This is a genomic window from Agathobaculum ammoniilyticum (genome assembly GCF_025567315.1).
GTDB classification, from domain to species: Bacteria; Bacillota; Clostridia; order Oscillospirales; family Butyricicoccaceae; genus Agathobaculum; species Agathobaculum ammoniilyticum.
Window position 1 is genome coordinate 21093 of sequence record NZ_JAOQJE010000004.1, and the last position, 25710, is coordinate 46802.

Sequence of the window (25710 nt, forward strand, 5' to 3'; positions counted from 1 at the left end):
GTCCCAGCCTGGTCGGCCTGCTGGGGCCGAACGGCGCGGGAAAATCCACCCTCATGAAGCTGCTCGTGGCAGGGCTGACCGAATCGGCAGGGACGATTCTGGCCGACGGCGCGCCGCTGCGGAAAAACGAAACCGCCTATAAGCGGCGACTGGGCTATCTGCCGCAGAGCTTCGGCCTGTATGACGAACTGACGGTCGAACGGTTTCTGGAGTACATGGCCGCCCTCAAGGGACTGCACGACCAGAAAAAGGCGGTGCAGGCCGTGCTGTCGGATGTCAATTTGGAGGAAAAACGGCGCGCGCGGATACGCACGCTGTCCGGCGGGCAGCGGCAGCGGGTCGGCATCGCGCAGGCCCTGCTGGGGGAGCCGCGGTTCCTGATCTTTGACGAGCCGACCGTCGGGCTGGATCCGGAGGAGCGCATCCATTTCCGCAACCTGTTTTCGCGCGCGGCGCAGGATAAGCTGGTGCTGCTGTCCACTCATATCATCGAGGATGTGCAGTCCGTATGCAACCGGCTTATCGTCATCCATCATGGCCGTATTCGCTTTTCGGGTACGCCGCAGGAGCTGATCCGCATGACGCGGGGACATGTCTGCACCTTTTCCGAACGGCCGGAGGAGGACGCGGCGCTGCATATCACCGCGCGCGTCAATACCGCGGACGGGGTCCAGTGCCGCGCGGTGGCGCGCACGCTGCCCGCCTACGCCCAGCCGGCTGAGCCGACGCTGGAGGACGCCTACCTCTACCTGATCGAGGAGGCGGAAACATGAGCCTGCGTGCATTGTTCCGCGTTGAGCTGGGTCGGCTGTTGTGCGGGCGGTTGACTTGGCTGGCGGTCGCGGCGACCCTGCTGGGGCCGCTGGCGGGATACGGGCTGTACCGACCGGCGTATGGGGATTCCATGGCGTCCCTGTATCTGGCCAACCCCATGCTGACCGGCGGGCTGATCGGGGCGGCGGCTTTCGCGCTGCTGATGCTGGCGAGCCTGGAAAAGCCGCGCCGCAGCCGGATCGCCGCAATCACCGACGCGGCGCTGTCACCGCTCCGGCTCGCAGCCGTGCGGCTGTTCTCCGTGCTGGCTATGGCCGTGTTGACCGTGCTGGCAACCGGCCTGCTGTACCTGCCCTATACCTGGTACAAGCTCGACATTGTCTTTTCCCTGGGGGATTACTGGCTCGCGACTGCGCTGATCCTGCTGTCCGGTCCGGTCATGGGAACGCTGCTGGCGGCGGCGGTCGATCAGTTCGCGTACCGGCTGGATATCAGCCTGGCTGTTGTGCTGGCATGCATCGTTTTCTCACAGGGCGCGTGGTGCAGCCGCTTTTTCCTCGCCCAGTGGTGCGTGCCGCTTGTTACCGCCTTGTCGGATGCGTTCGGCAGCGCGGTGATTTGGCGCACCGCACTGTACAGCCGTATCGTCTGGCTGTGTCTGCTGACCAGCCTGTACTTGCTGTCGCTGCTGGGGGTGCGGCAATATGGCCGCGGGCTGATAGGATCGTTTGCACGCCATCTGCGGTTTGCCGCCCTGCCGCTGCTGGCGGCCACGTTGGCGGCCGGAGGCGGCATCCTGTGGGCGCGGCAGCCGTTTATCGACCACAGCCCGGCGGATTGGATGAGCTACCAGCCGGAGGACCGCAGCAACACGGCTCTGACGTTGGCCGGCACGGAGATCGAAGCGCGTATTGAAAGCTACCTGCTGGGTACGCTGTCCGGCACAGCCTCCTATCGGATTACCAATACGTCGGGGGAGTCGCAGGAGCTGTATTTCGAGCTGGATTCCGGCTATCGGGTGCGGGAGGTCACGGCCAATGGCAACCCTGTGGAATGGGAGGATATGTGCAACGATTATATCGCCGCGCGCGAGGTGCGCTGTGTACTCCCCGCAGAGGAACAGATCACGCTGGTCGTGGAGTACGGCGGCATGCCGAAAATGTGGAACGCACAGGAAGAACTGATGAGCAGCGCCGGATTCATCAGCGGAAAAGGGATCGAGCTGTTCGGGTCGCATCTCGCCCCGTCCCTGCTCCTGCAGCTGGCGGGGGAGGAAACGCCGGTCACGCTGGATATCGCGCTGCGGGATTCGATGACGCTGGTGTCCTCCGGAACGACGCGCAGGGGGGCGCCGAATGGCGACGGGACGACCAACTGGCATGCCGAGGACGCAGGCGCAGGCGAACTACGCGTTTTCGCGGGCGACTATATGTGCCGGACGCTGGAGGGCGGCGGCTTCCCAATCGAATTCTGGTACAGCGCTAAATACGAGCCGCGCCTTGCGGGCGAGGGGATTGACATCATGCAGGAGGCGATTGACTATTGCACCGAACACTATGGCCCGCGTACCTTTACGCAGGACAAGCCGTTCAAGATTGTGCAGAGCACGGTGTTCCAGTTTGGCGGGAGCGCGAGTGGGAACATCAGCCAAATGGGGGAGAGCTATTTCAGCGATCAAAACCTGGCCTCTCCGGACAAGGGCGCGGACAGCGCCGAGGTGCTGGCGCATGAGATCATCCATCAGTGGTGGGGGCTGGGCGTTTCCCTGGCCGATATGGAGGACGCGAACTGGACGGACGAGGGCATGACGACCTACTCGACCTACCGGCTGATGGCTGAACTGAAAGGAGAGGAGTATGCCCGCGCAAATTATGTCGAAAAGTGGGAGCGCACCACGTCGCAGAACGCGCAGTCGTTTTATATGCGGCATCCGGAATATCTGGCGATCCTGCCTGAAGCATATGCGGCAGAGGTAAAGGCTGCAGCCGATTCGGTCAACTGGTACGACGGCACGGCGCTGATGATCTACCGCGCGGAGCAGAAGATCGGGCGGGAAAGGCTGGACGCGGCGCTGGCGCGGCTGTATACGCAGGGGGGCGGCGAGTTGCCGCCGTATATCACGCTGGGCGATTTTCTGAACGCCTGCGACTTGGAGGAAGGAGAGATCGGACGTGCGTAAGGTGTTTGTGTGCGAGCTGCGCCGGCTCCTGCTGAATAAATTTTTCTTCGGCATATTGGCGGCGGTGCTTCTCTACGGCTGGCTGCTACTTTCCGGAGAGGTGATACTGGGCGTTGCGTACACCGCGCCGTTCTCGCCGTGGAGCTTTGGATATTATCTGGCGCGGCTGCTGCCCCTTTTGTGGGTGGGTACGCTGTTTTTCCTGACCTTCTTCACCTCGGAGGGCGAACGGCGGACCGCGGTGCTGACCGGCGCGACTGCGGTGGACCCGCGCCGCTTTGCGGGCGTGCGCTGCATGGCGCTGCTGCTAGGGATGCTTCTGCTGCTTGGCGCCGCCGTGCTGCTGGCCGCGGTATTCTTTGCCTATACGCTGCACTGGCACGATTGGGGGAGCCTGCTGCTTCCTCTGCTGGCAGTCGCGGTGCCGCCGCTTGTGTTTGCGGCGGGGAGCGGTTGGCTGCTGGGCGGCGCATGCCCGTGGCTGGTATACGGGTGGATGCCCGCGCCGTTTATCCTGTCCGCGCTGCCGCTGCCCGAGGCGCTCGGCCTGTGGAACGGCACGCTGCTGCGGAGCTATCCGCTCACCCTGCCGGCTGACCCGCCTTTCACGCTGCCGGCCGCGGTGTGGGTGGCGCAGGGGCTTTTGCTGCTGGCCGGAATCCTGCTGCTGGGCATGCGGATTTTCCGGCGCGGCAGACTCGCATGAATACGGAAAGCCCGCACTCCATTCGGAGTGCGGGCTTTCCGCTTTGTTAGGATAGGGGAGGTATCAAAATGATGAGGAAAACGGCAAATGCCGTTGCTATGGGTAAGGTTTAGCGCTGGATGCGGCCGGAGCCGTCGCCGCCGGCGAGCTTCTCGACTTCGGCGACCGTAACCATGTTGTAGTCGCCCTCGATGGTGTGCTTGAGCGCGGAAGCCGCGACAGCAAACTCCACCGCGTCCTGGGTGGACTTCCCGTTCAGCAGCGCGTAGATCAGGCCACCGCCGAAGCTGTCGCCGCCGCCGACGCGGTCGATGATGCGCAGCTCATACTTCTTGGAGAAGCAGTACTCGCCGGTCTTCGCGTCGAACAGCATCGCGCTCCAGCCGTTGTCGGAAGCGGAGTGGGACTCGCGCAGGGTGATGGCAACCTTTTCAAAACCGAACTTGTCCGCCAGCTGCTTGGCGACAGACTTGTAGCCCTCGTGGTTGATCTCACCCGCGTAGATATCGGTGGATTCAGCCTCAATACCGAACACGTCCTTGGCATCCTCCTCGTTGGAGATGCACACGTCCACATACTGGCACAGATCGGTCATGGCCTCGCGCGCCTGCTCGCGGGTCCAGAGCTTGCCTCGGTAGTTCAGGTCGCAGGAGATCTTGACGCCGTGCGCCTTGGCCGCCTGGCAGGCCTCGCGGCAGATATCGACAACATTCGGGCCGAGCGCCGGAGTGATGCCGGTGAAGTGGAACCAGTCCACGCCCTCAAAGATTTTGTTCCAGTCAAAATCAGCGGTGGTCGCTTCCTGGATCGCGGAATGCGCGCGGTCGTAGATGCAGACCGAGCCGCGCTGGGAAGCGCCCTTCTCGTTGAAGTAGATGCCGACACGGTCGCCGCCGCGGACGATCTTGCTGGTATCCACACCGTAGCGGCGCAGGGAGTTGACCGCGCACTGGCCGATGGTGTGCGCCGGCAGTTTGGTGACGAACGCGGCGTCCATGCCGTAGTTCGCCAGCGAAACAGCAACGTTGGCCTCGCCGCCGCCAAAGGTGAATTCGAGATGGTCAGCCTGTACGAAGCGTTCGTAATTGTACGGCTGCAGACGGATCATAAGCTCGCCAAAGGTTACGATTTTCATGATTTTCCCTCCGTAAAGATAGGTTGTGATTATTTCTTGCCGACCAGGTGTACGGCGAAGCCGCAGATTTCGTCGGTCAGGTAAATTGCGTTGAGCGTGCCATCAGCCTTGAACTTGGCGGTCGCGTCGTCGAATGTAAAGCCGCGCCCCTCCAGATCCGCTTTGGCGGCGGCGACGTCCGGCGTCCCGATGGCGATGTGTCCGTTCCGGCCCTTATAGGGCTCCTTCATCACCTCGATGCCTGTTCCGGCGAAGACCGAGCTGTTGCCCGGCTTTACCGCAAAGCCAAACAGGGCGGAAAACATTTCAGCGGTCTTGAGGGCTTCCTGCTCATTCGCGGCGTTGATGCCGATGTGCGCCAGAGAATACTCAGCCATTGCGCGCCTCTTTCACGATCTCGACCGACTTCTTGCACAGGTCGGTGATCTCATCCCACTTGCCGCCCTCGATCAGGTCGGCGGTGACCATGTAGGAGCCGCCGCAGGCAGCGATGACAGGATTTTTGGCATAGTCCGCCAGGTTCTTCAGCGAGATGCCGCCGGTCGGCATAACCTTGAACATCGGGAACGGGGCGCTCATAGCCTTGATCTTGGCGATGCCGCCGGACTGCTCGGCGGGGAAGAACTTGAGGACCTCGAGGCCGAACTTATAGGCGGTGTGATAATCGGTCGGGGTGGTGCAACCGGGGAAGATCTGCACGCCGACTTTCTTGCAGTAGGCGACGATTTCGGGATCCATGCCAGGGGTGACGATGAACTGCGCGCCAGCGGCCATCGCCTCGTCTACCTGGTCGGTGGTCAGGACAGTACCCGCGCCCACGAGCATTTCCGGATAGGCGTCGTGCATGGCCTTGATGGCCTTGGCGGCGCCCGCCGCACGGAACGTGACCTCGGCAACCGGTACGCCGCCGTCGATCAGCGCCTTTGCCAGCGGAACCGCGTCACGGTCAGGGTTGTTGAGCTTGATTACCGGTACGACACCGATGGACTGGACCTTTTTCTCGATTTCATTCATTGCGATCATCCTCCGTGTTTCATATTGTGGAATATTGTTTCACGAATTCACTTGCTGATTTAATTATATTACTTTACCGTCAGATTGCAAGAGTTTTCTGCTAACAATCTGTGCAAAGTTTCTCTTGTGTTTTTGTGTAAAATCTATTAAAATGAAACAAGGTTTTATAATGCGGAACAAAAGGGAGGAAATTCCATGGCAGAATCCTCGTCGGTCCAGTCGTTGGAGCGGGCGTTTGACCTGCTGGAAAAGCTGTGCCGCAGCCGGAACGGCATGACGATCGGCACGCTGTCGGCGGAAACCGGCCTGCATAAAAGCACGGTACACCGGCTGCTGGCAACGATGTGTACGCGTGGCTATGTGCAGCGGGACGCGGAAACCAGCGTTTATCGCGCGGGCATGCGCCTGTGCGAGCTGAGCAGCTATATTGTGGAGAACATGGATGTGATCGAGCGCGCCCGCGCGCCGTTGGAGCGTCTGGGGCATGAAACTGGAGAGACTGTCCACCTGGTCCTACAGGAAGAGCGCGATATTGTTTATATTCATAAGGTAGAAAGCGTGAGCGGCGCGATCCGCATGTTTTCGCGTATCGGCATGCGCCGCCCGCTGTACTGCACGGGCGTGGGCAAGGCCATCCTGGCCACCTGGCCGGACGAGGAAGCGCGCGCGCTCTGGCGCGCCAGCGACGTCCGTCCGTGGACACCCTATACGATCGTGGATGAAGCCGCGTTTTTTCAGGAGCTGGCGCAGGTCCGGCGGCTGGGCTACGCGATGGATAACGAAGAAAACGAGCTGGGCGTGCGCTGCATCGCGGCGGCGATTCCGGATTATCGGGGGCGCGCCTCGTATGCGATCTCGGTTTCCGCGCCGCTGACGCGCATGTCGGACGAGCGCATCGCCGCGCTGCGTGTGCCGCTGCTTGAAACGCGGGACGAGATCGCGGAGGCGATCGGCGGCGGCATGTACGGAAAGCGGTAATCGCGGAAAGGGAGAAGGTAAGATGCCACAGGTACTCACGCTGCCGCACGGCAAGCTGACCCGCTATGCCGCCGCGCAGCACGGTCCCAAGCCCGCGCTCATTTTGTGTCCGGGCGGCGGGTACGAATTCTGCTCGATTCGGGAGGGCGCGCCTGCAGCGCGCGCCTTTGCGCGGGACGGCGTCGAGTCGTTCGTGCTAGAATACGACTGTGCGCCCGTGCCGCTGGACACGATGCCGCTGCATACGCTGGCCGCGGCGGTCGCGTGGGTGCGGCGGAATGCCGCGCAACTCAGGATCGCTCCAGACCGCATCGCGGTCGGGGGCTTTTCCGCGGGCGCGCACCTGGCGGGGATGCTGGCGGCGGTCTGGCACCGGCCGGAATGGTTTGAGCCCGATACCGACCTGCAGTGCCACCGGCCGAACGCGGCGGTGCTGTGCTATCCGGTGGTGACGGCGGGGGAATACGGCCATCGCGGCAGCTTTGCTCGTCTGGCCGGCACGGATCCGGAAAAACAGCGTGCGTTTTCGCTGGAAATGCTGGTGGACGCGCGAACGCCGCCGGTGTTCCTGTGGCACACGCTGGAGGATCAGACCGCACGGGTCGAGAACACGCTGCTGCTCGAAGCGGCGCTGCGGAAAGCGGGTGTGCCACATGAGGTACACCTGTTCCCGCATGGCGTGCATGGGCTGGCGCTGGCGGATTTGGAAACCTGTGACCCGGCAAGAGGGCGCCGGCCGGATCGGCATGTGAACCGCTGGCAGGCGCTCTGCGCGGAATGGATAAAGGAGCTGTAAAACATGGAAATACGGCATGCGGCGCCGGCCGACCTGCCCGACCTGCTCGCGCTGTTCGACGCGGCGCGTCGGTTTATGGCGCAAAACGGCAACCCGCATCAATGGGGCAGACGCTTCCCCACGAAAGAGATGCTCGAAGCGGATATCAGCGCGCAGCGCAGCTACATCTGCGAGGACGAGGGGCGGCTCGCGGCGGCGTTCTGCTTTACCACGGAGGAGGAGCCGACCTATCGGGTGATTCGGGAGGGCGCCTGGCTGGACGACGCCCCCTACGGCGTGGTACACCGGATTGCGGCGGCGGAGCACGGGCGCGGTGCGGCGGCGTTCTGCCTGGAATGGTGCCTGGCGCGGTGCGGCAACATCCGTATCGACACCCACCGCGACAACCAGCCTATGCAGCGCCTGCTGGCGCGGCTGGGATACACGTTCTGCGGCCTGATCGACCTGAAAAACGGGCGCGGCGAGCGATTGGCCTATCAGAAACGGAGTCGATAAAAAAATCCTGTCTTTTATAGACAGGATTTTTCTTCGATATAAATAAAATTAAAGATTGACTTTTATAAAATTAAATATTATACTAAGGCCACAGGAAAGGAAGTGATGGCGTGGCGATCGAGGTCGTACCGGAGTGGATGGCGCAGCTTGACGATGAGGACGTCTCTTTCATCAAAAAATTTATTTTGGCCTCGGGCTCGCTCAAAGAGGTCGCGGGCGTGTATGGCGTGACCTATCCGACCGTGCGCCTGCGGCTTGACCGGCTGATCCAGAAAATCGAGATCGGCGAGCGCGAAGGGGAGGAGCCGTATATCGCGCTCATCAAACGGCTGGCGGTCAACGACAAGCTGGATTTCGACACGGCGAAAATCCTGATTAACGAGTATAAGAAGCAGAAGAACGAGGAGGGTTAGCATGATAAATCCAATTAAGTTGGTTTTCTGTTTGGCGCTGTTCGCGGCGGTCTGCGCGTTGGAGGTGTTTCTGTCCAAGCGGCGGGCGTGGTGGCCCGGGCTGGTGCTGCCCCTGTGCCTGCTGCCGCCTGTACTGTTTGTCCTGCCGAACGTGGTGCTGAACGCGCTCGGTGTGGCGGAAAATTCGCTGCAAAAGGTGCTGTCGCTGCTCATGGGGCTGCTCTTTTTCGCGCCGGCGCTCGTTTTGCTGGCGATTTACTGGCACTGCCGCCGCAGCGGGAAACACCGCGAGCAGGTGGAAAAGATAAAGATACAGGATTTGTAAGGGGGAATCGTTTTGGCGGGAATAATGACAATGTCAATCGTGGTGACCGTGCTGAACACGCTGGTGCTGGTGGCGGTGCTGGCGGGCGTGATCGTGCTTGAGGTCTGGCTGTCGCGCCGCAAAAGCCGGTGGCCGGGGCTGATTATGCCTGCTCTGTCGCTTATGCTGTCGTTGCTGCTGGTGCTGGGCGGCGTGGTGTTTACCTCCATAGGCGGCGCGGCGAGCGGGCTGCAGGTGGTCGATGAAGAGACCGGCGAGGTACTCTATGAGGAGCGGCGGGTGGAACAAACGTCGGACTGGACACTGGGCGATACCGTGCAGGTCGGGATTATCCTGCTGGTAAGCAACATCCCAACCTTCGTGCTGTTGGGGGCGTATTATATCGGGCGGGAAAAGCTCCGGCGGGAAAGGCTGCTGGAAAAGATGAACATACAGGATCTGTAAAACAGAAAAACGCCGTTCCAGACAGACGCATCCGGACGGCGTTTTCAGTTATAAGCAAACAGCTTGCGGCAGGCAAGGGATATATAGCCGCCAAGCGCAGCGGCCATCTCTCTGGAAGCAACGGCTTTGTCCGCCAGCGTCACGATCCATGCGATCCGCGTGCGCGGCATGGCCGCGAGCGGGAACATGTGCCGCGCGATTGCCTCGCATTCGCGCTCGGTCAGGCCGAACGTATGCTTCGCGCGGTCGGCCGCGATATGGCCGTGTACAAACGCGTGCATGCGCATCACACGCCGCAGGCCGGAATACCGGCGCAGGTAACGGCGGAAACGCTCGCCGTGCCAGTCGTAACCGAAGAAATCGTGCAGCAACGCCGCGCGGATTACAGAGGCGGTTTCGTCCCCGGACAGACGCATCCGGCGGGCGATGGCATACGCCGCCTGAGCCACGGCGACCGAATGGTCGTACACGGAATTTTCCGCGCCGTGGTGCTGGAACTGCAGAAGCTGCAGATAGCGGGGATGCTTCAGGATATCCCCTCCAAGCCGCTGTATCTCACTCTCCATGGGACTCACCCCTTTCCAGTTTTCTGTCTTTATTATATGCCGCAGAATGCACAAAAACAAGAGGGCGTTTGTTACATTTTTGTGACGTTTATTCGGACAAGCCTGATAAAAGCCGGCGGCATACCCGCCGGTGGAGCAGTACCGCCGCGGCAAGGCCGCAGGCCTCCGCAAGCGGGAACGCCAGCCAGAGGGCCGAAAGGCTGACGTGCGAGAGCAGCACGGCGGCGGGCAGGAGGAGGACAAGCTGACGCAGCAACGCCACGATAAGCGACTCGCTCCCGCGGCCCAATCCCTGCATGCAGCCGGACAGGATGACGGAAATGCCGGCAAGGCAGAACGAAGCGGAGATGATGCGGATGGCGGGGACGCCGAGGGCGAGCATGGCATCCGAGGCGTCGAACAGCCGCAGAAGCGGTACGGGCAGAGCTTCGAACAGCAGCGTACCCGCCGCCATGATGCCGAGCGCGAGCAGCAGCGCATATCGGGTGATCCGCTCGATGCGGCGGCGGTTTTTCGCACCATAGTTGAAGCCAATCATGGGGATGAGCGCGTTGTTGAGACCGTAGACCGGCATGAACAGGAAGTTCTGCAGCTTGTAGTACACGCCGTAAAAGCCGACCGCGGTCTGGGAGAACGGCATCAGGATGCGGTTGAGGCCGACCGTGAGCACGCTCAGCAGGGATTGCTGCAAGGCAGCGGGCAGGCCGATGCGCACGATCTCCGCAAGGATACGGACATCTGGCCGGAAGCCGCGTACATGGATGCGGACATCCCGATTGAAGCGCACATTGATGAAAAAACCGATTGACATGGCGGTGATCTGGGAGAGGACGGTCGCGAGCGCCGCGCCCGTGGTACCGAGCGCGGGACAGCCGAACAGCCCGAAAATCAGGATCGGGTCGAGGACGCAGTTGAGCAGCGCGCCGATGAGCTGCGTGACCATGTGGTAGACCGTGTTGCCGGTCGCCTGCATGAGCCGTTCCGCGACAAACAGCAGGAAAACGCCGCAGGACGCGGTAGTCACCACCGTCACATAGCCGGCGCCCATATCGACGACAGCGGGTACATCGGTGAACAGCGCGATAAAGTCGCGCCCGAACAGCAGCCCCAGCACAGCGAACACCAGCCAGAAGCAAATGGAAAGAAAAATGCCGTTGACCGCGACCGCGTCCGCTTCCGCCTGCTTTTTCTGTCCCAGCCGGCGCGACAGCAGCGCGTTGACGCCCACGCCCGCGCCGGTCGCAACCGCGATCATTAAAAGCTGCACCGGAAACGCAAGGGAAACGGCGGTCAGGGCGTCCTCACTGATGCGCGCGACAAAAGCGCTGTCCACAATGTTGTACAGCGCCTGCACGAGCATGGACAGCATGATCGGAAACGACATGGTAACGATCAGCCGCCCTTCGGGCATGGTCCCCATTTTATTTTCACCGGCCATATGCTTCACCCCGTTTTTACTATTATAACAGATAAACCGGCAAAGAAAAAGCCGCAGCTTTAAACTGCGGCTCTGTTCGGCTCACAGGCCGACCGGCGTGTCCATAATCATCTGGCGGTAGGCCAGCTCCTCGAAGCCGAGCATCCGGTACAGCGCGGCGGCGCGCACATTGCTTTCGGTCACCTCCAGCCGGTAGCGCGCGGCGCTGTTGTATTTTTCGTGTGCGGCAGCGATCATTTTGCGGCCGATGCCCGTGCCGCGCACGGTCTCGTCCACCATCAGTTCGTCCAGCCATACGCACAGCCCGCCCGCCTCATTCGACCAGGTGAGCGCGAGCAGCAGGTAGGCGCAGGGCGCGCCGTCGTCGTCCTCCGCGATCAGGCAGTCCGCGTAGGGCGTGCCGTGCAGCAGCAGTTCGAACGTGCGCTCGGCGTTCTGCGGCGGGATTGCATGGTCGCAGGCGGAAGAGCGGTAGAACGCCGCGTTGCGGCTGAGGAAAAAGTCGCGGTCGCGCGGCTCGATCGATCGGATATGCATAGGAAAACCTCCTGTTTGACAAAAAACGGTGTTTCGCGTGCCTTTGCTCCCAGACAGCGGCTTCAGCCGAGCTGAGCGAGAGCCTGGTCAAGGTCCGCGATAATGTCCTCCACATTTTCCAGGCCGACCGAAACCCGCACAAGGCCCGGCTCGATACCTGCGGCGACGAGCTGCTCGTCCGTGAGCTGGCGGTGGGTTTCGCTGGCCGGATGCAGCACGCAGGTACGGATATCCGCCACATGGACCTCGTTGCAGGCAAGCTGCAGGCTGTCCATGAACTGCATGGCCGCGCCGCGGCCGCCCTTGATATCGACCGACATCACGCCCGAGGTGCCGAGCGGCAGATACTTCTGCGCGCGTTCGTAATGTTCGTTGCCGGGCAGGGCGGGGTAGCGCACGGAAGCGATCCTGTCCGACGCCTGTAGGTACTCGGCGACCGTGAGCGCATTTTCACAGTACCGCTTCATGCGCACGGGCAGGGTTTCCAGGCCGAGGTTCAAAAGGAATGCGGAGTGCGCCGCCGGATAACAGCCGAAATCACGCATAAGCTGCATGCGCGCCTTAATGATATAAGCCATGCTGCCGAATTCACGGGTATAGACAACGCCGTGATAGCTCTCGTCCGGCTCGGTGAAGTCGGGGAATTTGCCTGAGGCGGCCCAATCGAACCGGCCGCCGTCCACGATGACGCCGCCGCCCTGGACCGCGTGGCCGTCCATATATTTTGTGGTGGAATGGATGACGATATCCGCGCCCCATTCGATCGGGCGGCACAGGATGGGCGTGGCAAACGTATTATCGATGATTAGCGGCACGCCGTTTTTGTGCGCGATATCCGCCCACTTTTGGATATCGAACACGGTCAGCGCCGGATTGGCGAGCGTTTCACCAAACACAGCCTTGGTGTTGGGCTTGAACAGCTTCTGGATTTCTTTCGCGTCTGCTTCCGCATCCGCCCAGATACACTCGATGCCGAGCTTTTTGAGCGTCACGCCGAACAGGTTGATCGTGCCGCCATAGATCGTGGAAGCCGCGATGAAGCTGTCCCCCGCGGAACAGAGGTTGAGGATGGCGAGCAGGCTCGCCGCCTGGCCGGAGCTGGTGAGCATCGCGCCCACGCCGCCCTCCAGCGCGGCGATTTTCTTTTCCACCGCGTCGCAGGTCGGATTGGCAAAGCGCGAGTACATGTACTCGGTCGGCATATCGAACAGGGATGCGATCTTTTCGGTCGAATCGAACCGGTAGGTGGTAGACTGAACGATGGGCATGACGCCTGGGCCGCCGTTTTCGGGCTTGTAGCCCTCATGCAGGCATTTTGTTTCGATCTTCATATTTATTATAGCTCCTTTGCAGGAATTTTTTGCACAAGGGTATTTTAACACGCGGGGGAGGGAGGGTCAAGGGAATTGCGCCCCTTGACGTGGGAACGACGCGCCGCCCGGTGCGGGGGCAAAAGGGGAGGACAACCCGCATGGGGTTTCCTCCCCTTTTGAATTTCCCTGCTTTCCTTATCACGGTAAGCGCAACGGCTTCCACCCTAGGGGGTGCAGGGAAACCCAGGCAGCGTCTCCTCCCTTCCGCGCGCGCTGTTACGCGCGCATAGACCGTTTCGGACAGGCGGCACCCGTTTTCCCGCTATCCCGCTCTAACCTCTGCGCGAATAGAGCTCCCGCAACAGCCCCCGTATTTTTTCGGAGCGGTCCTGGTCAGAAATAGGAACGGCGCAGCCGTTCCGGCCTCCGGCCTGTGCATCAGGGAAAAGGGGTGATTGGCAAGAGGGGAGAAACCGTTGGTTTCTCCCCTCTTGTCCGCCCGCGCCGCGCAGGCGCAGCGTTCCCTGCTTGGCCAAAGCGGAGACGTTACCGCTTGCGCGGCGGCGCGGGATCGTTGGTGCGCTCAAGAATAAAATCAGTACTGGTATGATAGAAGTCTGCAATTCGGCATAGCATTTCTAAAGATACGTCGCGAAAGCCTCGTTCGTAACCACTGTATGTGGTTTGGGCAATACGCAATTGCGTGGAAAGCTCGGTTTGCGTTAATCCGGCTTCCTCACGCAAATCCCGCAGCCTGCATAAGTACATCAATATCACCACCTGGCAATTATTATAGCTTAACTCAAAATGAGCTATTGATTTTTAATTCGAAAAGAATTAAAATATAAGCGAGGTGATTTGTATGAACCGATCCATTTATCAGGAATTACAGGCCGCCGCCGAGCGTGTATGCGTCAGCAAGGACGGCCCAGCATGGCAAAACCTGAACCAGGCGCAGGATGAATTTGACGCGCTTCTGCCGCGCGTCCTCCACCGCAGCTTCCGTCGGGTGTGCGACCAGGCGGTTGCCGCGGCCGCAGAGCATGGCGAGGATTGCTTCCTGCTCGGGCTGCGCTGCGGCCTGCTGCTGATGGCGGACGCGCGGGCGCTCGACGGAGCATAGCCGCGCAAGGATTTCCGTGGACTTTGCCCGCCCGCTTTGCTATAATAGGGGCATAGAAAAATCTATGGAGGAATACGGCAATGACCGATGAAAAAATCGCGCGCATCAACGAGCTGGCGAAAAAAGCCAAGGCCGAAGGGCTGAGCGAGGCGGAAAAGGCCGAGCAGAAAGCCCTGCGCGAGGAATATATAGCGGGCTTCCGCAAAAGCTTGAAGGCACAACTGGACCGGACGGTCGTCCTCAATCCGGACGGCACCTCCTACAAGCTGCGGCAGAAAAAAGGCGGGCATTGATGCGCCTGCCGGAGCATGTTGCCGCCGCGATCATGCGCCTGGAGGCGGCGGGGTTTGAAACCTGGGCGGTCGGCGGCTGTGTGCGCGACAGCCTGCGAGGTGCTCCGCCGCATGATTGGGATTTGTGTACCGCCGCGCGGCCGGAGGAGATGCGGGCGGTGTTTGCGGGTGCGCGCGTGTTGGAAACCGGCCTGAAGCATGGCACGCTGACCCTGCTGACGGAAGAAGGTCCGCTGGAAATCACGACCTTCCGCGCGGATGCCGGTTATTCGGACGCGCGGCATCCAGACACCGTGTTGTTCGTGCCGGAGGTGCGCGCTGATCTGGCGCGGCGCGATTTCACGGTAGGAGCAATGGCATGGCACCCGCAGCGCGGGCTGTGCGACCCGTTCGGCGGGCGGGACGACCTGAAAAATGGTATCCTGCGCGCGGTCGGCGATCCGGATGCACGCTTCCAAGAGGATGCGCTGCGCATTCTGCGCGCGGTGCGGTTTGCCGCCCAGCTCGGCTTTACAGTGGAGCCGCGGACCGCAGCCGCCATGCGCCGCCAGACAGGGCGACTGGAATGCATTGCCGCCGAGCGCGTGCGCGCGGAGCTGACCGACACGCTGTGCGGACGGTTCGCGCAGCGCGCGCTGATGGGCTTTTCCGATATTTTTGCCGCGGCGCTGCCCGAACTGCGGCCGATGCTCGGCTGCGCCCAGCAAAACCCGCACCATCGGTACGATGTGTGGGAGCACAGCGTCCGCGCGGTCGGGCAGGTGCCGGCAGAACCTGTGCTGCGCTGGTCCATGCTGTTGCACGACTGCGGCAAGCCCGCCTGCAAAACCGTGGATGCAAATGGCGTCGGCCATTTTTACGGCCACCCCAAGGCCAGCCGTGAAATCGCGGCTGGTATCTTGCGCCGCCTGCGTTTTTCGGGAGAGGATACGGCCCGCATCCTGCTGCTGGTCGAACAGCACGACCTCCCTCTGGGCGATAATGGTCGGCAGGTGCGCCGCCGTCTGTCGCAGATCGGGGAGGCCAGGTTCCGCGACCTGCTGGCCATCAAAAAAGGGGACGCGGTCGGACAGGGAACGCATCCGGAGGATATCGCTTGGCTGCATGCGATCGAAAAACGGCTGAACGGCGTGCTGGCGGCGGAGGATTGCTTTTCTCTGCGCCGGCTCGCGGTGGATGGAAACGACATCAAGACGCTCGGCCTGTCCGGCCCTGCGGTCGGGGAGATGCTGCGCGCATTGCTCGACGCGGTGATCGAGGAACAGGCCGCAAACACGCGGGAGGCGCTCCTCGCGCTCGCCCGCGCCCGAATGGAGGAACGACATGACGAGCAAAGAACTGTTTATCGAGACTTATAACAAGAATATCCGCCGCCCGGGCGCGGAAAAGCTGCTGGCGTGGATGGAAAGCACGGACTTTTTCACCGCTCCCGCGTCCACGCGCTTTCACGCCGCGTATGAGGGCGGCCTGCTCGACCACTCGCTTAACGTATACAATGTGCTGATCTCCAAGCACTACGATCCGGCGGGCGATGATATCGAGAGCTTTACGATCGCCTCGCTGCTGCATGATCTGTGCAAGGCGGGCTTTTACAAGACCGAGCTGCGCAACCGCAAGAACGACCGCGGCGAGTGGGAAAAGGTGCCGGTTTACGCGATCGACGACCAGTTTCCCTATGGACACGGCGAGAAATCGGTGTACCTGATCGAGCGCTTCATGCGCCTGAAAACCGAGGAGGCAATGGCGATCCGCTGGCATATGGGCGGGTTTGACGATTCCGTGCGCGGCGGCAGCTTTTCGCTTGCGCACGCATTCGAAAAGTATCCGCTCGCGGTCAAGCTGCATCTGTCCGATCTGGAAGCTACTTATCTGCATGAGAATAGGAGCGAGTAAGGCATGAAAACAAAGGAATATACCCTGCATACCGAACGGGAGGGCCTGTACGACGTGACCGCGCAGGTGCGCGAAGCAGTGCGGGAAAGTGGCGTGCAGAGCGGTGCTGCGGTCATATACTGTCCGCACACGACCGCCGGCATCACGATCAATGAAAACGCTGATCCGGACGTGCGGCACGACTTGCTGCTGGGGTTGCGCGAAGCCTTTCCCGACCGGCGCGCGTTCCGGCATGCGGAGGGGAACTCCGCCGCGCATTTGAAGTCGAGTTGCGTTGGCACGAGCCAACTGGTGCTGGTCGAGGACGGATGCCTGCTGCTGGGGACTTGGCAGGGTGTGTATTTCTGTGAGTTCGACGGCCCGCGCACCAGACGCTTTCAGGTAAAGGTGCTGGGGGATAGCGCCGTCGGATGAGCCTGTTCCGCAGAGGGGATACCGCTGACGGATAGGAAACGGGAAGCATGCTGCAGACCGGCCGTATCCGGCCGGTCTTTGTGCTGCGGATACAAGCAGGACTGTCAGAAAAATGCACAGAATAAAAATATGGTTTTGGGTGAGAAAAAACAAAGAATCACTCCTGCGGAAAATTCTCAGAGAAATTTGAAAAAAGTACTTGACATTTTGGTTAGCTTATGCTAACTTATATTCAGGTTAGCCGAGGCTTACTGATATGCTCGATGACCGGTGCCGCTTTCGCGGAACGGAGCGGCGCACCATACATACACAGCTTCCTCTGTATTTTGCGCATCTATCCGAACAAAACAGACCGTTAAGACTGCGCGGCCGTATGGCTAACCGCGGCCGCGCTGTTCGGAACGTTGCGGATAAAGGAAACTGATCCGGTAAAAATACAGGGCAGGAGGTGCGTGACAAGATGATGAACCAACTGGACCGACAGCTCGCGGCGTATTGCTCGCCGACGCTGGCGGGGATTAAACCAGCAAGCCTGGTATCGTTCGACCGCGCGCTGTATCCCGATCTGCCACAGCGTCTGAAAACTTACCGCGAGGCGTTTGCCCCGCGCGGCATGTGCTTTGAGATCGTCTGTGCCTGCCGCGGGCGGTATCTGCTGATGGTCTACCAAAAGCAGGCGCTCGAGCGGCATATGGCGGAGCCTTGTGTGCAGCATGTGCTGGCGTCGTTCGGCTACCCAGCCGGCCAGCCGTTGCAGGACCTCTTGCGGGAGCTGAAGCGCAGGATCGCGCTTTCCGAAACCTTCCCGCATGAAATCGGTCTGTTCCTGGGATATCCGATCGAAGATGTCGTGGGGTTTATCCGGAATGCCGGACGGGGCTGCAAGCTCAGCGGCTACTGGAAAGTATATGGCGACGCGCAGGCTGCGTCGCGGTTGTTTGACCGCCTTTCGCGGGTGTGCCGCGCGGTGACAAAACGGATCGAGCAAGGGGAAACGCTGCTCGAGGTGTTTGCCGCGGCATAGGCGCAAAGCGTTTCATAATGCATCTAAAATAATCAACAATAATCAACAGGAGGATTTGACAGAAATGAGCAAAGCTGCAGTAATTTATTGGAGCCAGACCGGCAATACCGAGCAAATGGCAACCGCGATCGCGGAAGGAATCCGCGAGGGCGGCATGGAATGCGATCTGCTGAACGTGGCGGATACCAACGCCGGCGCTGCGGCAGGATACGATAAGATTGCGCTTGGCTGTCCGGCGATGGGCGCGGAGGTGCTCGAGGAAGCGGAGTTCGATCCGTTCTTCACCGAGCTGGAGAACAGGCTCGCGGGCCGCAAGGTCGCGCTGTTCGGCTCCTACGGCTGGGGCGACGGACAGTGGATGCGCGACTGGGTGCAGCGCACCAACGATGCAAACGCCAATATTTACACGGACGAAGGCCTGATGATCAACGAGACGCCCGACGAAGACGGGCTGGCCAAGTGCAGGGAGTTCGGCAAAGGCTTCGCCGCTTACTAAGACAATTTCCCGCGCCGGCGCGCCTTTTCGCGCGAAGCGCGTATTCGATTGGCTTTCCGCGGTTTTCCGCGGAAAGCCGCGGAAACACACAGCGTGTGTTTGAATACCCGTGCGGAGAAAGGCTTCGCGTGCCGGAGCGTTTCGAAGCAGCAGGCGCATCCGCGCGCAGCGCGGTGCGTCCCTCGATGGAAGCCGTCGGCTTCCATCGAAAATAAACCGGTCATACCCGCCGCGACGGCGGTGGTTATGATACAAATATCCTTTCTTGTCCCGGGGGAAACCCCAGGGTATACTGCCCGGTATGCCCAACATAACATGAGCCCGCGGCTGTCCGGAACAACGGCTGCGGGCTTCCTCCTGCCCGACTGGCAGGAATGGGAAGCACTGTACAAATTAGCTGCCGCAAACCCTGCTGTTCTTGGTGAGAATTGACAAACCTGTTCCGGTCCGCTTGACAAATAAAGTTAGCGATGGTAAACTTAGCACGGTTAAGGGGTTAGAAAGAGCTAACCCCTGCTTTACAGGGTTTGGGTTAGCTCCTACTAACAAAGAAAAGGAGAGGATTGCTATTATGCCGCTTACGATGATAGACGCCGGTGTGGAGACTACGGTAAAACAGATCCACGGTCGGGATCAGACACGCCGGTTCCTGCAGAACCTTGGTTTTGTCGAGGGGGCGAAGGTGAGGGTCGTCTCTTCTTTGCAGGGCAACCTGATCGTATCCGTAAAAGACGTCCGCGTTGCGATTTCGCAGCAGATGGCGTCTCGTATCTATGTCTGAAGGGGGAAAAACAATGGGCAATCTGAGAACTACGCCGTGCGGCGCAACTGTTACCGTGCGTAAGATCGAGGGCGAGGGCGCGACCCGCCGCCGCATCATGGATATGGGCCTGACGCGCGGGGCTGAGGTATATGTTCGCAAGGTGGCGCCGCTGGGCGATCCGATCGAAGTTACGGTGCGCGGCTACGAGCTTTCGCTGCGCAAGGCGGATGCGGAAAAAGTACTGGTTGACTAAAAAATTTTGCACATAGGTTAGCGGAAGCTAATTGAAAGGAAGGGGAAGCAACATGTCTATTCGTTTGGCGCTTGCCGGCAACCCGAACTGCGGCAAGACCACGATGTTCAACGACCTGACCGGCGCGACGCAGTATGTCGGCAACTGGCCGGGCGTTACCGTGGAAAAGAAAGAGGGCCGCTGGAAAGCGGACAAGGAGATCCGCATCACCGACCTGCCGGGTATTTACTCGCTTTCGCCGTATACGCTGGAGGAAGTGGTCGCGCGCGACTATCTGGTGGGGGAAAAGCCGGATGCCATCATGGATCTGGTGGATGCGTCCAACATAGAGCGCAACCTGTACTTAACCACCCAGCTGCTCGAAATGGGTATTCCGGTCGTCGTGGCCCTGAACATGATGGACATTGTGGAGAAGCGCGGCGATGTGATCGACGTGAAGAAGCTGTCCAGCCTGCTGGGCGTGCCGGTCGTGGAAACCGCGGCGGTCAAGGGCAAAGGGACAAAGGAACTGGTGGAGGCCGCGAAGAAGGCGGTGTCTGCCGGCAAGCTCCCGCCCCAGCATGAATTTCCGGAGAATATTGAAAAGGCGCTGCAGCAGATCACGGACATGATCGCGGGCGTGACCGAGGAAAGCCAGCGCCGCTGGTATGCGGTCAAGCTGTTCGAGCGCGATCAGAAGGTGATGGCCCGTTTCCAGTTCAGCGTGGATACGCAGGCAAAGCTAGAAGCCATCATCAGCGCCGTCGAGGAGGAACTGGACGATGACGCGGAATCCATCATTACGGATGCGCGCTACCAGTATATCGGCGGCATTGTCAAGGCCTGCGTCAAAAAGAAAAAGACCGGCATGACCGTGTCGGACAAGATCGACCATATCGTGACCAACCGCATCCTGGCGCTACCGATCTTTGCGCTGGTCATGTTCATTGTGTATTATGTATCGGTGACCACGGTCGGCACCATCCTGACCGACTGGGCCAACGACGGCGTGTTCGGCGACGGCTGGCATCTGGCCGGCTATGGCGCGGGCGCGTATGAGGAAGCCGGATCGGAATACGAAACGCAGACCGCTTACCGCGACGCATGGCTGGCGGCCGCGGAAGAGGGCGGCGTGGATGTTTCGGCCATTACCGAGCAGTTGGAGGCCGAGGAGCCTGATGCCGACGTGCTTGCGGGCGCAACCGCCGCGCTGGCTGCGGACGCTTCCGCAGCCGATATCGTAGGCACCGCGGCGTTTGAGGACGAGGAGACCGGCACGGTCACCGAGGAAGCGGTTGACTTCGGTATGTTTGAAACCGCGATGGCGGCCGAGGAGCCGGATCCGGCGAACTATGGCATTTGGGTGCCTGGCATTCCCGTGTTGCTGGAAGGCGCGCTGGGCGGCCTTGGCATCGCTGACTGGCTGTACAGCCTGATTATGGATGGCATTATTGCCGGCGTCGGCGCGGTGCTGGGCTTTGTCCCGCAGATCCTGGTGCTGTTCATCTTCCTGGCGTTGCTGGAGGACTGCGGCTACATGGCGCGCGTCGCGTTCATCATGGACCGTATTTTCCGCAAGTTCGGCCTTTCGGGCAAGTCCTTTATCCCCATGCTGATCGGCACGGGCTGCGGCGTACCCGGCGTCATGGCGTCGCGCACGATCGAGCAGGAGCGCGACCGGCGCATGACGATCATGACGACTACGTTTGTACCCTGCGGCGCGAAGCTGCCAATCATCGCGCTGATCGCGGGCGCGCTGTTCGACAACGCGGGCTGGGTTGCGTTCTCCGCCTATGTGATCGGCGTGCTGGCCATTATTGTTTCGGGCATCATGCTCAAAAAGTTCAGGATGTTCGCGGGCGAACCGGCGCCGTTTGTTATGGAGCTGCCTGCCTACCATACGCCCACTCTGGTCAACGTGCTCCGCTCGATGTGGGAGCGCGGCTGGTCGTTCATTAAAAAGGCCGGTACGATCATTCTGCTCTCCACCATCGTCCTCTGGTTCCTCCAGAGCTATGGCTGGGAGAACGGCGCGTTCGGCGCGGTCGAGAATATCGACAACTGCATTCTGGCCGGCATCGGCAACGCGCTTGCACCGATCTTTGCGCCGCTTGGCTGGGCAAGCTGGCAGAACGTGGTGGCAACCGTCACCGGCTGGATCGCCAAGGAGAACGTCGTCGCCACCTTTGGACAGACCTATGGCTTTGCCGAGGTCGCGGAAGATGGCGTGGAAATCTGGGCCAACCTGCAGGCTTCCTTCACCGCGGTCAGCGCGTATTCGTTCATGTGCTTCAACCTGCTTTGCGCGCCGTGCTTCGCGGCGATGGGCGCAATCAAGCGTGAGATGAACAACGCCAAGTGGACCTGCTTTGCGATTGGCTATATGATGGTGTTTGCGTATGCGGTTGCCCTGATGGTTTACCAGTTCGGCGGCCTGCTCACGGGCGAGCTTTCGTTCGGCGTGGGTACCATTGCGGCGGTTATCGTCCTGGCGCTGATGATCTACCTGCTGGTCCGTAAGCCGGCCAAGGCCGACGGTGCCGAGGGGCTTCGCAAAATGAGCGTGCAGGCGTAACGCCGCGCGGCACCCTGGAAAGGAAGCGTGACTATGTTATCTATCGTTTCTAACCTTGTGGTCGGCGCGCTCGTTGCCGCCGCCATATTCTTCGCAGCGCGCAGTGTTTACCGCCAATTCCAATCCGGCGGCTGTTCCGGTTGTTCGGGCGGCTGCGGCAAATGCAGCGGTGGAAGCTGCCACTGCGAGCCGAAAAAGTAAAGAAACGCCCATCCGGCAGTGCCGGATGGGCGTTTTATCATGTCAACGGAACAGGTCGGGCAGGAACAGGTCGCGCCGGGGGATACGCGCCCAGGAAAAGTGGGGGATCAGTTCGCGCGCGGCGGCCGGCTCTGGCCGTTCGGTCAGGCCGGCGGCATAAGCCAGCGCGCCGACGACCTGCTCGGGGGAGAACCGCTGGCGCAGCCGACCGAGGTCAAGGTCTTCGTCCCGCTTGCTCAGCCTGCGCCCGTCATGGTCGCAGAGCAGCGGGATGTGGAAGAACGCGGGCGGCGGAAAGCCGAATAGCCGGTGCAGCCAGATCTGGCGCGGCGTGGAGGAGAGCAGGTCAGCCCCGCGCACTACCTCGGTCACGCCCGAGAGCGCGTCGTCCACAACGACCGCAAGCTGGTAGGCGAACACACCGTCCGACCGGCGGATAATAAAGTCCCCGCACTCCCGCGCGAGGTTTTCGCTGTATGCGCCGAACACCCCGTCCGTGAACGAAACGGTTTCGTCCGGCACGCGCACCCGTGTTGCCGGGGCGCGTGTTTTCCACTTTTCCGCAGCCTGCTCAGCCGTCAGCCCGCGGCAGGTGCCGGCATAGACCACGCGCCCATCGGAAAGATGCGGGGCGCTGGCGGCGTGCAGCGCGGCGCGCGAGCAGAAGCAGGGGTAGAGCAGCCCCTTGCCGCGCAACATAGTCTCGTATGTTTCGTAAACAGCGGCGCGCTCGGATTGATAGGGAACCTCGCCGTCCCAATCCAAACCGAGCCAGCGCAGGTCGTCCAGGATCAGGTCCGCATAGCGGCGCGGGCAGCGCATTGCGTCCAGATCCTCAATGCGCAGCAGATAGCGCCCGTTTTGACGCCGCGCGCTCAGCCATGCCAGCAGCGCGCACAGCACGTTCCCCAGGTGCATGCGCCCGCTCGGGCTGGGCGCAAAGCGTCCGATGGTATGCATGGGCAAAGCCCCCTTTCGCCTCCCTATCTTACCATAAATGGAATGGGCTTTGCAACGGCGGTTTTTTTCGGTATAATAGAAACAATATTCAGGAGGTGGAAAAATGAAAAAGAAATGGCTTTCCCTATTGCTCGCCGTGCTGTGCCTGTGCGGGCTGGCAGCGTGCAAGGGGGATACGCCGGCGGATACGGCGCCGCCGGACGCGCCTGCGCAGGTAGAGACGGGAACCGGCGGCGAAGCGGCGGAAGACAGCGTGGAAGCAGCGGCGGGCGTTGCGGAAGAGGATATCTCCGCGGCCGAGCATTATGTCAATAACCTGCCGCTCGAATCCCAGGTCGCGCAGATGTTTTTTGCGCGCTGTCCGGAGGCCGACGCGGCGGTACTCGCCGGTCAGTACGATATCGGCGGCTATATCCTGTTCGGCCGCGACTTTGAGGGGCAGACCAAGGAGAGCGTGGCCGCGGTCATCCAATCCTATCAGGATGCGGCGGCGACCCCCATGCTGATCGGCGTGGACGAGGAGGGCGGAACGGTCGTCCGTATTAGCTCCAACCCCAATTTCCGCGCGGACAGGTTCTGGTCGCCGCAGGCGCTGTATAACGAGGGCGGCTTTGCGCTGATCACGAGCGATGCCAAGGAAAAGGACGAGCTGCTCGCCTCGATCGGTGTAAACGTCAACTTTGCGCCTGTGTGCGATGTATCCACCGACCCCGCGGACTTCATCAACGCCCGCGCTTTCGGCAGGGACGCAGCGCAGACCAGCGAATACGTCCGCACGGTCGTCGCGCAGATGCTGTCCGACCAGATCGGCATGGTGCTCAAGCATTTCCCAGGCTATGGCAATAATTTGGACACGCATACCGGCATCGCCATCGACGAGCGGCCCATCGAATCATTTCGGGAAAGCGATTTCCTGCCGTTCCGAGCGGGGATCGACGCGGGCGCGCAATCGGTCCTGGTCAGCCATAATATCGTGACCTGCATGGACGCCGAGCTGCCCGCCTCGCTCTCCCCCGCGGTGCATCAGGTGCTGCGGGACGAACTGGGCTTTGACGGCGTGGTCATGACCGACGACCTTATCATGGAGGCGATCACGGACTATACGGGCGGCGCGGACGCGGCGGTGCTGGCGGTGCAGGCGGGCAACGATATGCTGGTTTCCTCGGATTTCGTTACGCAGTATAACGCGGTGCTGGCGGCGGTGCAGGACGGTACGATCAGCGCTGACCGGATACGGGAATCCGCGATCCGCGTGATCCAGTGGAAAATCGATCTCGGCCTGCTGGCGGTTTGATAAAAAATCTCCCCTCGGGGAGATTTTTTATTACCAGTCTGTAGCTGAGCGGCTTTTCCTGTTTTTTTGCAAATACTACTTGACAAATGCTGCAAACCCCTGTATCCTAATTCATATAAAACACCTATGAATAGTGGAAATAAAGGGAGGCGGCAGTCCATGATGCTTCCGCGAGGGAAACGATGTACCGGCGGGCTGTAACATAGACAGGCCCTGGTTCGATAAATATTCACATAACGGAAAGGCGGTAATTCACCATGTCTGATATTAAAAGAAGCTTTGCCGAACTGATCGGCAACACCCCGCTGTACGCGGCGGATAAATTTGCTCAGAAGTCCGGCGCGGGCGCCGAGATCCTGGCAAAGCTGGAGTATTTCAATCCTGCGGGCTCGGTCAAGGACCGCATCGCCAACGCGATGATCGACGACGCAGAGGCGAGCGGCGCGTTAAAGCCCGGCGCGACCATCATCGAGCCGACGAGCGGTAACACTGGCATCGGCCTGGCGGCGGTCGCGGCGGCGCGTGGCTACCGGATCATCCTCACTATGCCGGAAACCATGAGCGTCGAGCGTCGCAATATGCTGAAAGCATACGGCGCGGAGCTGGTACTGACCGAGGGGGCGAAGGGTATGTCCGGCGCGATCGCGCGTGCGGATGAGCTGGCAAAGAACATCCCGAACAGCTTTATTCCCGGCCAGTTTGTCAACGCGGCCAACCCGGCGGCGCACCGTGCGAGTACGGGACCGGAGATCTGGAGCCAGTCGGGCGGCAAGGTGGATATTTTTGTCGCGGGCGTCGGCACGGGCGGCACGGTTACCGGCGTCGGCCAGTATCTCAAGGAGCAGGACCCGAACGTCAAGGTCGTGGCGGTGGAGCCGGATGAATCCCCCGTGCTGTCCACTGGAAAGGGCGGTCCGCATAAGATACAGGGCATTGGCGCGGGCTTTGTGCCGCAGGTGCTGGATACCAAGGTGTATGACGAGGTCATGCGCGTCAAGGGCGAGGACGCGTTCGCGACCGCGCGGGTGTTCACGCACAGCGAGGGTCTGTTCGTCGGTATTTCGTCCGGCGCGGCGCTGTGGGCGGCGGTCGAGCTTTCCAAGCGACCGGAGAACGCAGGCAAGACCATTGTCGCGCTCCTGCCCGATACGGGCGACCGGTATCTGTCCACCCCGCTGGTCAGCGATTGAGCCTGCGGCTCTTCCATTCGATACAGCAAGCGGCGGAGCATATGCTCCGCCGCTTTTTACGCCCACAAAAGGGCGGGGAAAGAAAAATTTTTGAAAGGCCGAACCAAAGCCCCGCCTGTTCCATCTAATGAAGCGAAAG

The 25710-nt window shown here is 60.9% G+C and carries 31 protein-coding genes; 22 read left to right on the forward strand and 9 right to left on the reverse strand.

Going from position 1 to position 25710, the window contains the following annotated elements; translation table 11 throughout:
• The 3 genes from OCV66_RS05325 to OCV66_RS05335 all read left to right on the forward strand — a co-directional run.
• The coding region (locus tag OCV66_RS05325; RefSeq protein WP_147573973.1) for an ATP-binding cassette domain-containing protein at nucleotides 1–773 on the forward strand (773 nt) is incomplete at its 5' end.
• Nucleotides 770–2953 (forward strand): M1 family aminopeptidase, encoded by a 2184-nt coding sequence (locus OCV66_RS05330; RefSeq protein ID WP_054327720.1) that lies wholly within the window; start codon nucleotides 770–772, stop codon nucleotides 2951–2953. The genes OCV66_RS05325 and OCV66_RS05330, both read left to right, overlap by 4 nt.
• Nucleotides 2946–3659 carry a hypothetical protein gene (locus OCV66_RS05335; RefSeq protein WP_054327721.1) on the forward strand — a complete coding sequence of 238 codons (714 nt, stop codon included), beginning with the start codon at nucleotides 2946–2948 and terminating at the stop codon, nucleotides 3657–3659. The genes OCV66_RS05330 and OCV66_RS05335 overlap by 8 nt, the downstream gene beginning before the upstream one ends.
• Before the next feature lie 109 nt (nucleotides 3660–3768).
• Here the strand turns inward: OCV66_RS05335 and OCV66_RS05340 are convergent, their stop codons facing one another.
• The 3 genes from OCV66_RS05340 to eda are packed head-to-tail and all read right to left on the reverse strand — an operon-like array spanning nucleotide 3769 to nucleotide 5808.
• Complete coding sequence (locus OCV66_RS05340) at nucleotides 3769–4794, reverse strand: sugar kinase (RefSeq protein WP_107630912.1); 1026 nt, start codon at nucleotides 4792–4794, stop codon at nucleotides 3769–3771.
• A gap of 29 nt (nucleotides 4795–4823) precedes the next feature.
• Nucleotides 4824–5171 (reverse strand): VOC family protein, encoded by a 348-nt coding sequence (locus tag OCV66_RS05345; protein ID WP_054327722.1) that lies wholly within the window; start codon nucleotides 5169–5171, stop codon nucleotides 4824–4826.
• Nucleotides 5164–5808, reverse strand: coding sequence for a bifunctional 4-hydroxy-2-oxoglutarate aldolase/2-dehydro-3-deoxy-phosphogluconate aldolase (gene eda, locus OCV66_RS05350; protein ID WP_054327723.1), 645 nt, complete (start codon nucleotides 5806–5808; stop codon nucleotides 5164–5166). Before eda ends, OCV66_RS05345 begins: the two co-directional genes overlap by 8 nt.
• Before the next feature lie 195 nt (nucleotides 5809–6003).
• On the opposite strand from eda, the gene OCV66_RS05355 reads away from it, so the two are divergent.
• From OCV66_RS05355 to OCV66_RS05380, 6 genes are all read left to right on the forward strand, one after another.
• Nucleotides 6004–6786, forward strand: coding sequence for an IclR family transcriptional regulator (locus tag OCV66_RS05355; protein ID WP_054327724.1), 783 nt, complete (start codon nucleotides 6004–6006; stop codon nucleotides 6784–6786).
• Between the two features lie 22 nt (nucleotides 6787–6808).
• A complete protein-coding gene (locus OCV66_RS05360; protein ID WP_054327725.1) occupies nucleotides 6809–7582 on the forward strand; it encodes an alpha/beta hydrolase in 774 nt (257 codons plus the stop codon).
• Between the two features lie 3 nt (nucleotides 7583–7585).
• A complete protein-coding gene (locus OCV66_RS05365; RefSeq protein WP_054327726.1) occupies nucleotides 7586–8077 on the forward strand; it encodes a GNAT family N-acetyltransferase in 492 nt (163 codons plus the stop codon).
• 110 nt (nucleotides 8078–8187) lie between these two features.
• On the forward strand, nucleotides 8188–8490 hold the full coding sequence (locus OCV66_RS05370; protein WP_054327727.1) for a DUF2089 family protein: 303 nt from the start codon (nucleotides 8188–8190) through the stop codon (nucleotides 8488–8490).
• Nucleotide 8491: 1 nt separating this feature from the next.
• A complete protein-coding gene (locus OCV66_RS05375; protein WP_054327728.1) occupies nucleotides 8492–8815 on the forward strand; it encodes a hypothetical protein in 324 nt (107 codons plus the stop codon).
• A gap of 12 nt (nucleotides 8816–8827) precedes the next feature.
• Nucleotides 8828–9259, forward strand: a complete 432-nt coding sequence (locus OCV66_RS05380; protein WP_147573870.1) for a hypothetical protein — start codon at nucleotides 8828–8830, stop codon at nucleotides 9257–9259.
• Nucleotides 9260–9303: 44 nt separating this feature from the next.
• Here OCV66_RS05380 and OCV66_RS05385 read toward each other — a convergent pair whose 3' ends face one another.
• The 5 genes from OCV66_RS05385 to OCV66_RS05405 all read right to left on the reverse strand — a co-directional run bounded on the left by OCV66_RS05385 (nucleotide 9304) and on the right by OCV66_RS05405 (nucleotide 13881).
• Nucleotides 9304–9825, reverse strand: coding sequence for an HD domain-containing protein (locus tag OCV66_RS05385; RefSeq protein WP_054327730.1), 522 nt, complete (start codon nucleotides 9823–9825; stop codon nucleotides 9304–9306).
• Nucleotides 9826–9913: 88 nt separating this feature from the next.
• The gene (locus tag OCV66_RS05390) at nucleotides 9914–11263 is read right to left on the reverse strand and encodes an MATE family efflux transporter (protein ID WP_054327731.1); all 1350 of its coding nucleotides are present in this window, start codon (nucleotides 11261–11263) and stop codon (nucleotides 9914–9916) included.
• 81 nt (nucleotides 11264–11344) lie between these two features.
• The gene (locus OCV66_RS05395; protein ID WP_054327732.1) at nucleotides 11345–11800 is read right to left on the reverse strand and encodes a GNAT family N-acetyltransferase; all 456 of its coding nucleotides are present in this window, start codon (nucleotides 11798–11800) and stop codon (nucleotides 11345–11347) included.
• Between the two features lie 62 nt (nucleotides 11801–11862).
• Nucleotides 11863–13131, reverse strand: a complete 1269-nt coding sequence (locus OCV66_RS05400) for an O-acetylhomoserine aminocarboxypropyltransferase/cysteine synthase family protein (protein ID WP_054327733.1) — start codon at nucleotides 13129–13131, stop codon at nucleotides 11863–11865.
• A gap of 528 nt (nucleotides 13132–13659) precedes the next feature.
• Entirely contained in the window at nucleotides 13660–13881 is a 222-nt protein-coding gene (locus tag OCV66_RS05405; RefSeq protein WP_082397252.1) for a helix-turn-helix domain-containing protein, read from the reverse strand.
• 94 nt (nucleotides 13882–13975) lie between these two features.
• Between OCV66_RS05405 and OCV66_RS05410 the strand changes: the two genes are divergently transcribed.
• The 11 genes from OCV66_RS05410 (at nucleotide 13976) to OCV66_RS05460 (ending at nucleotide 22127) form a co-directional block, all read left to right on the forward strand.
• Complete coding sequence (locus OCV66_RS05410) at nucleotides 13976–14236, forward strand: hypothetical protein (RefSeq protein ID WP_054327734.1); 261 nt, start codon at nucleotides 13976–13978, stop codon at nucleotides 14234–14236.
• Between the two features lie 80 nt (nucleotides 14237–14316).
• Nucleotides 14317–14529 (forward strand): DUF896 domain-containing protein, encoded by a 213-nt coding sequence (locus OCV66_RS05415; RefSeq protein ID WP_054327735.1) that lies wholly within the window; start codon nucleotides 14317–14319, stop codon nucleotides 14527–14529.
• On the forward strand, nucleotides 14529–15887 hold the full coding sequence (locus OCV66_RS05420; RefSeq protein ID WP_147573871.1) for a CCA tRNA nucleotidyltransferase: 1359 nt from the start codon (nucleotides 14529–14531) through the stop codon (nucleotides 15885–15887). The genes OCV66_RS05415 and OCV66_RS05420 overlap by 1 nt, the downstream gene beginning before the upstream one ends.
• A complete protein-coding gene (locus tag OCV66_RS05425) occupies nucleotides 15853–16422 on the forward strand; it encodes an HD domain-containing protein (RefSeq protein ID WP_054327737.1) in 570 nt (189 codons plus the stop codon). The genes OCV66_RS05420 and OCV66_RS05425 overlap by 35 nt, the downstream gene beginning before the upstream one ends.
• Nucleotides 16423–16425: 3 nt before the next feature.
• Nucleotides 16426–16836 (forward strand): secondary thiamine-phosphate synthase enzyme YjbQ, encoded by a 411-nt coding sequence (locus OCV66_RS05430; RefSeq protein WP_054327738.1) that lies wholly within the window; start codon nucleotides 16426–16428, stop codon nucleotides 16834–16836.
• A 460-nt stretch (nucleotides 16837–17296) separates the two neighbouring features.
• Nucleotides 17297–17860, forward strand: a complete 564-nt coding sequence (locus OCV66_RS05435) for a DUF3793 family protein (RefSeq protein WP_054327739.1) — start codon at nucleotides 17297–17299, stop codon at nucleotides 17858–17860.
• A 64-nt stretch (nucleotides 17861–17924) separates the two neighbouring features.
• On the forward strand, nucleotides 17925–18356 hold the full coding sequence (locus OCV66_RS05440; RefSeq protein ID WP_054327740.1) for a flavodoxin: 432 nt from the start codon (nucleotides 17925–17927) through the stop codon (nucleotides 18354–18356).
• 571 nt (nucleotides 18357–18927) lie between these two features.
• Complete coding sequence (locus OCV66_RS05445; RefSeq protein ID WP_207724445.1) at nucleotides 18928–19137, forward strand: FeoA family protein; 210 nt, start codon at nucleotides 18928–18930, stop codon at nucleotides 19135–19137.
• 13 nt (nucleotides 19138–19150) lie between these two features.
• Nucleotides 19151–19372 (forward strand): FeoA family protein, encoded by a 222-nt coding sequence (locus tag OCV66_RS05450; RefSeq protein ID WP_054327742.1) that lies wholly within the window; start codon nucleotides 19151–19153, stop codon nucleotides 19370–19372.
• A 52-nt stretch (nucleotides 19373–19424) separates the two neighbouring features.
• Nucleotides 19425–21926: a ferrous iron transport protein B gene (feoB, locus tag OCV66_RS05455; protein ID WP_147573873.1), complete on the forward strand. Its 2502-nt coding sequence runs from the start codon at nucleotides 19425–19427 to the stop codon at nucleotides 21924–21926.
• 33 nt (nucleotides 21927–21959) lie between these two features.
• Nucleotides 21960–22127, forward strand: a complete 168-nt coding sequence (locus tag OCV66_RS05460; protein ID WP_082397256.1) for a FeoB-associated Cys-rich membrane protein — start codon at nucleotides 21960–21962, stop codon at nucleotides 22125–22127.
• A gap of 42 nt (nucleotides 22128–22169) precedes the next feature.
• Here OCV66_RS05460 and gluQRS read toward each other — a convergent pair whose 3' ends face one another.
• Nucleotides 22170–23087 (reverse strand): tRNA glutamyl-Q(34) synthetase GluQRS, encoded by a 918-nt coding sequence (gene gluQRS, locus OCV66_RS05465; protein WP_054327743.1) that lies wholly within the window; start codon nucleotides 23085–23087, stop codon nucleotides 22170–22172.
• A 103-nt stretch (nucleotides 23088–23190) separates the two neighbouring features.
• Here gluQRS and OCV66_RS05470 point away from each other — a divergent pair, with 103 nt between their 5' ends.
• Nucleotides 23191–24381 carry a glycoside hydrolase family 3 N-terminal domain-containing protein gene (locus OCV66_RS05470; protein WP_107630901.1) on the forward strand — a complete coding sequence of 397 codons (1191 nt, stop codon included), beginning with the start codon at nucleotides 23191–23193 and terminating at the stop codon, nucleotides 24379–24381.
• Between the two features lie 257 nt (nucleotides 24382–24638).
• Nucleotides 24639–25571, forward strand: coding sequence for a cysteine synthase A (gene cysK / locus OCV66_RS05475; protein WP_054327746.1), 933 nt, complete (start codon nucleotides 24639–24641; stop codon nucleotides 25569–25571).
• The last annotated feature ends 139 nt before the right edge of the window (nucleotides 25572–25710 follow it).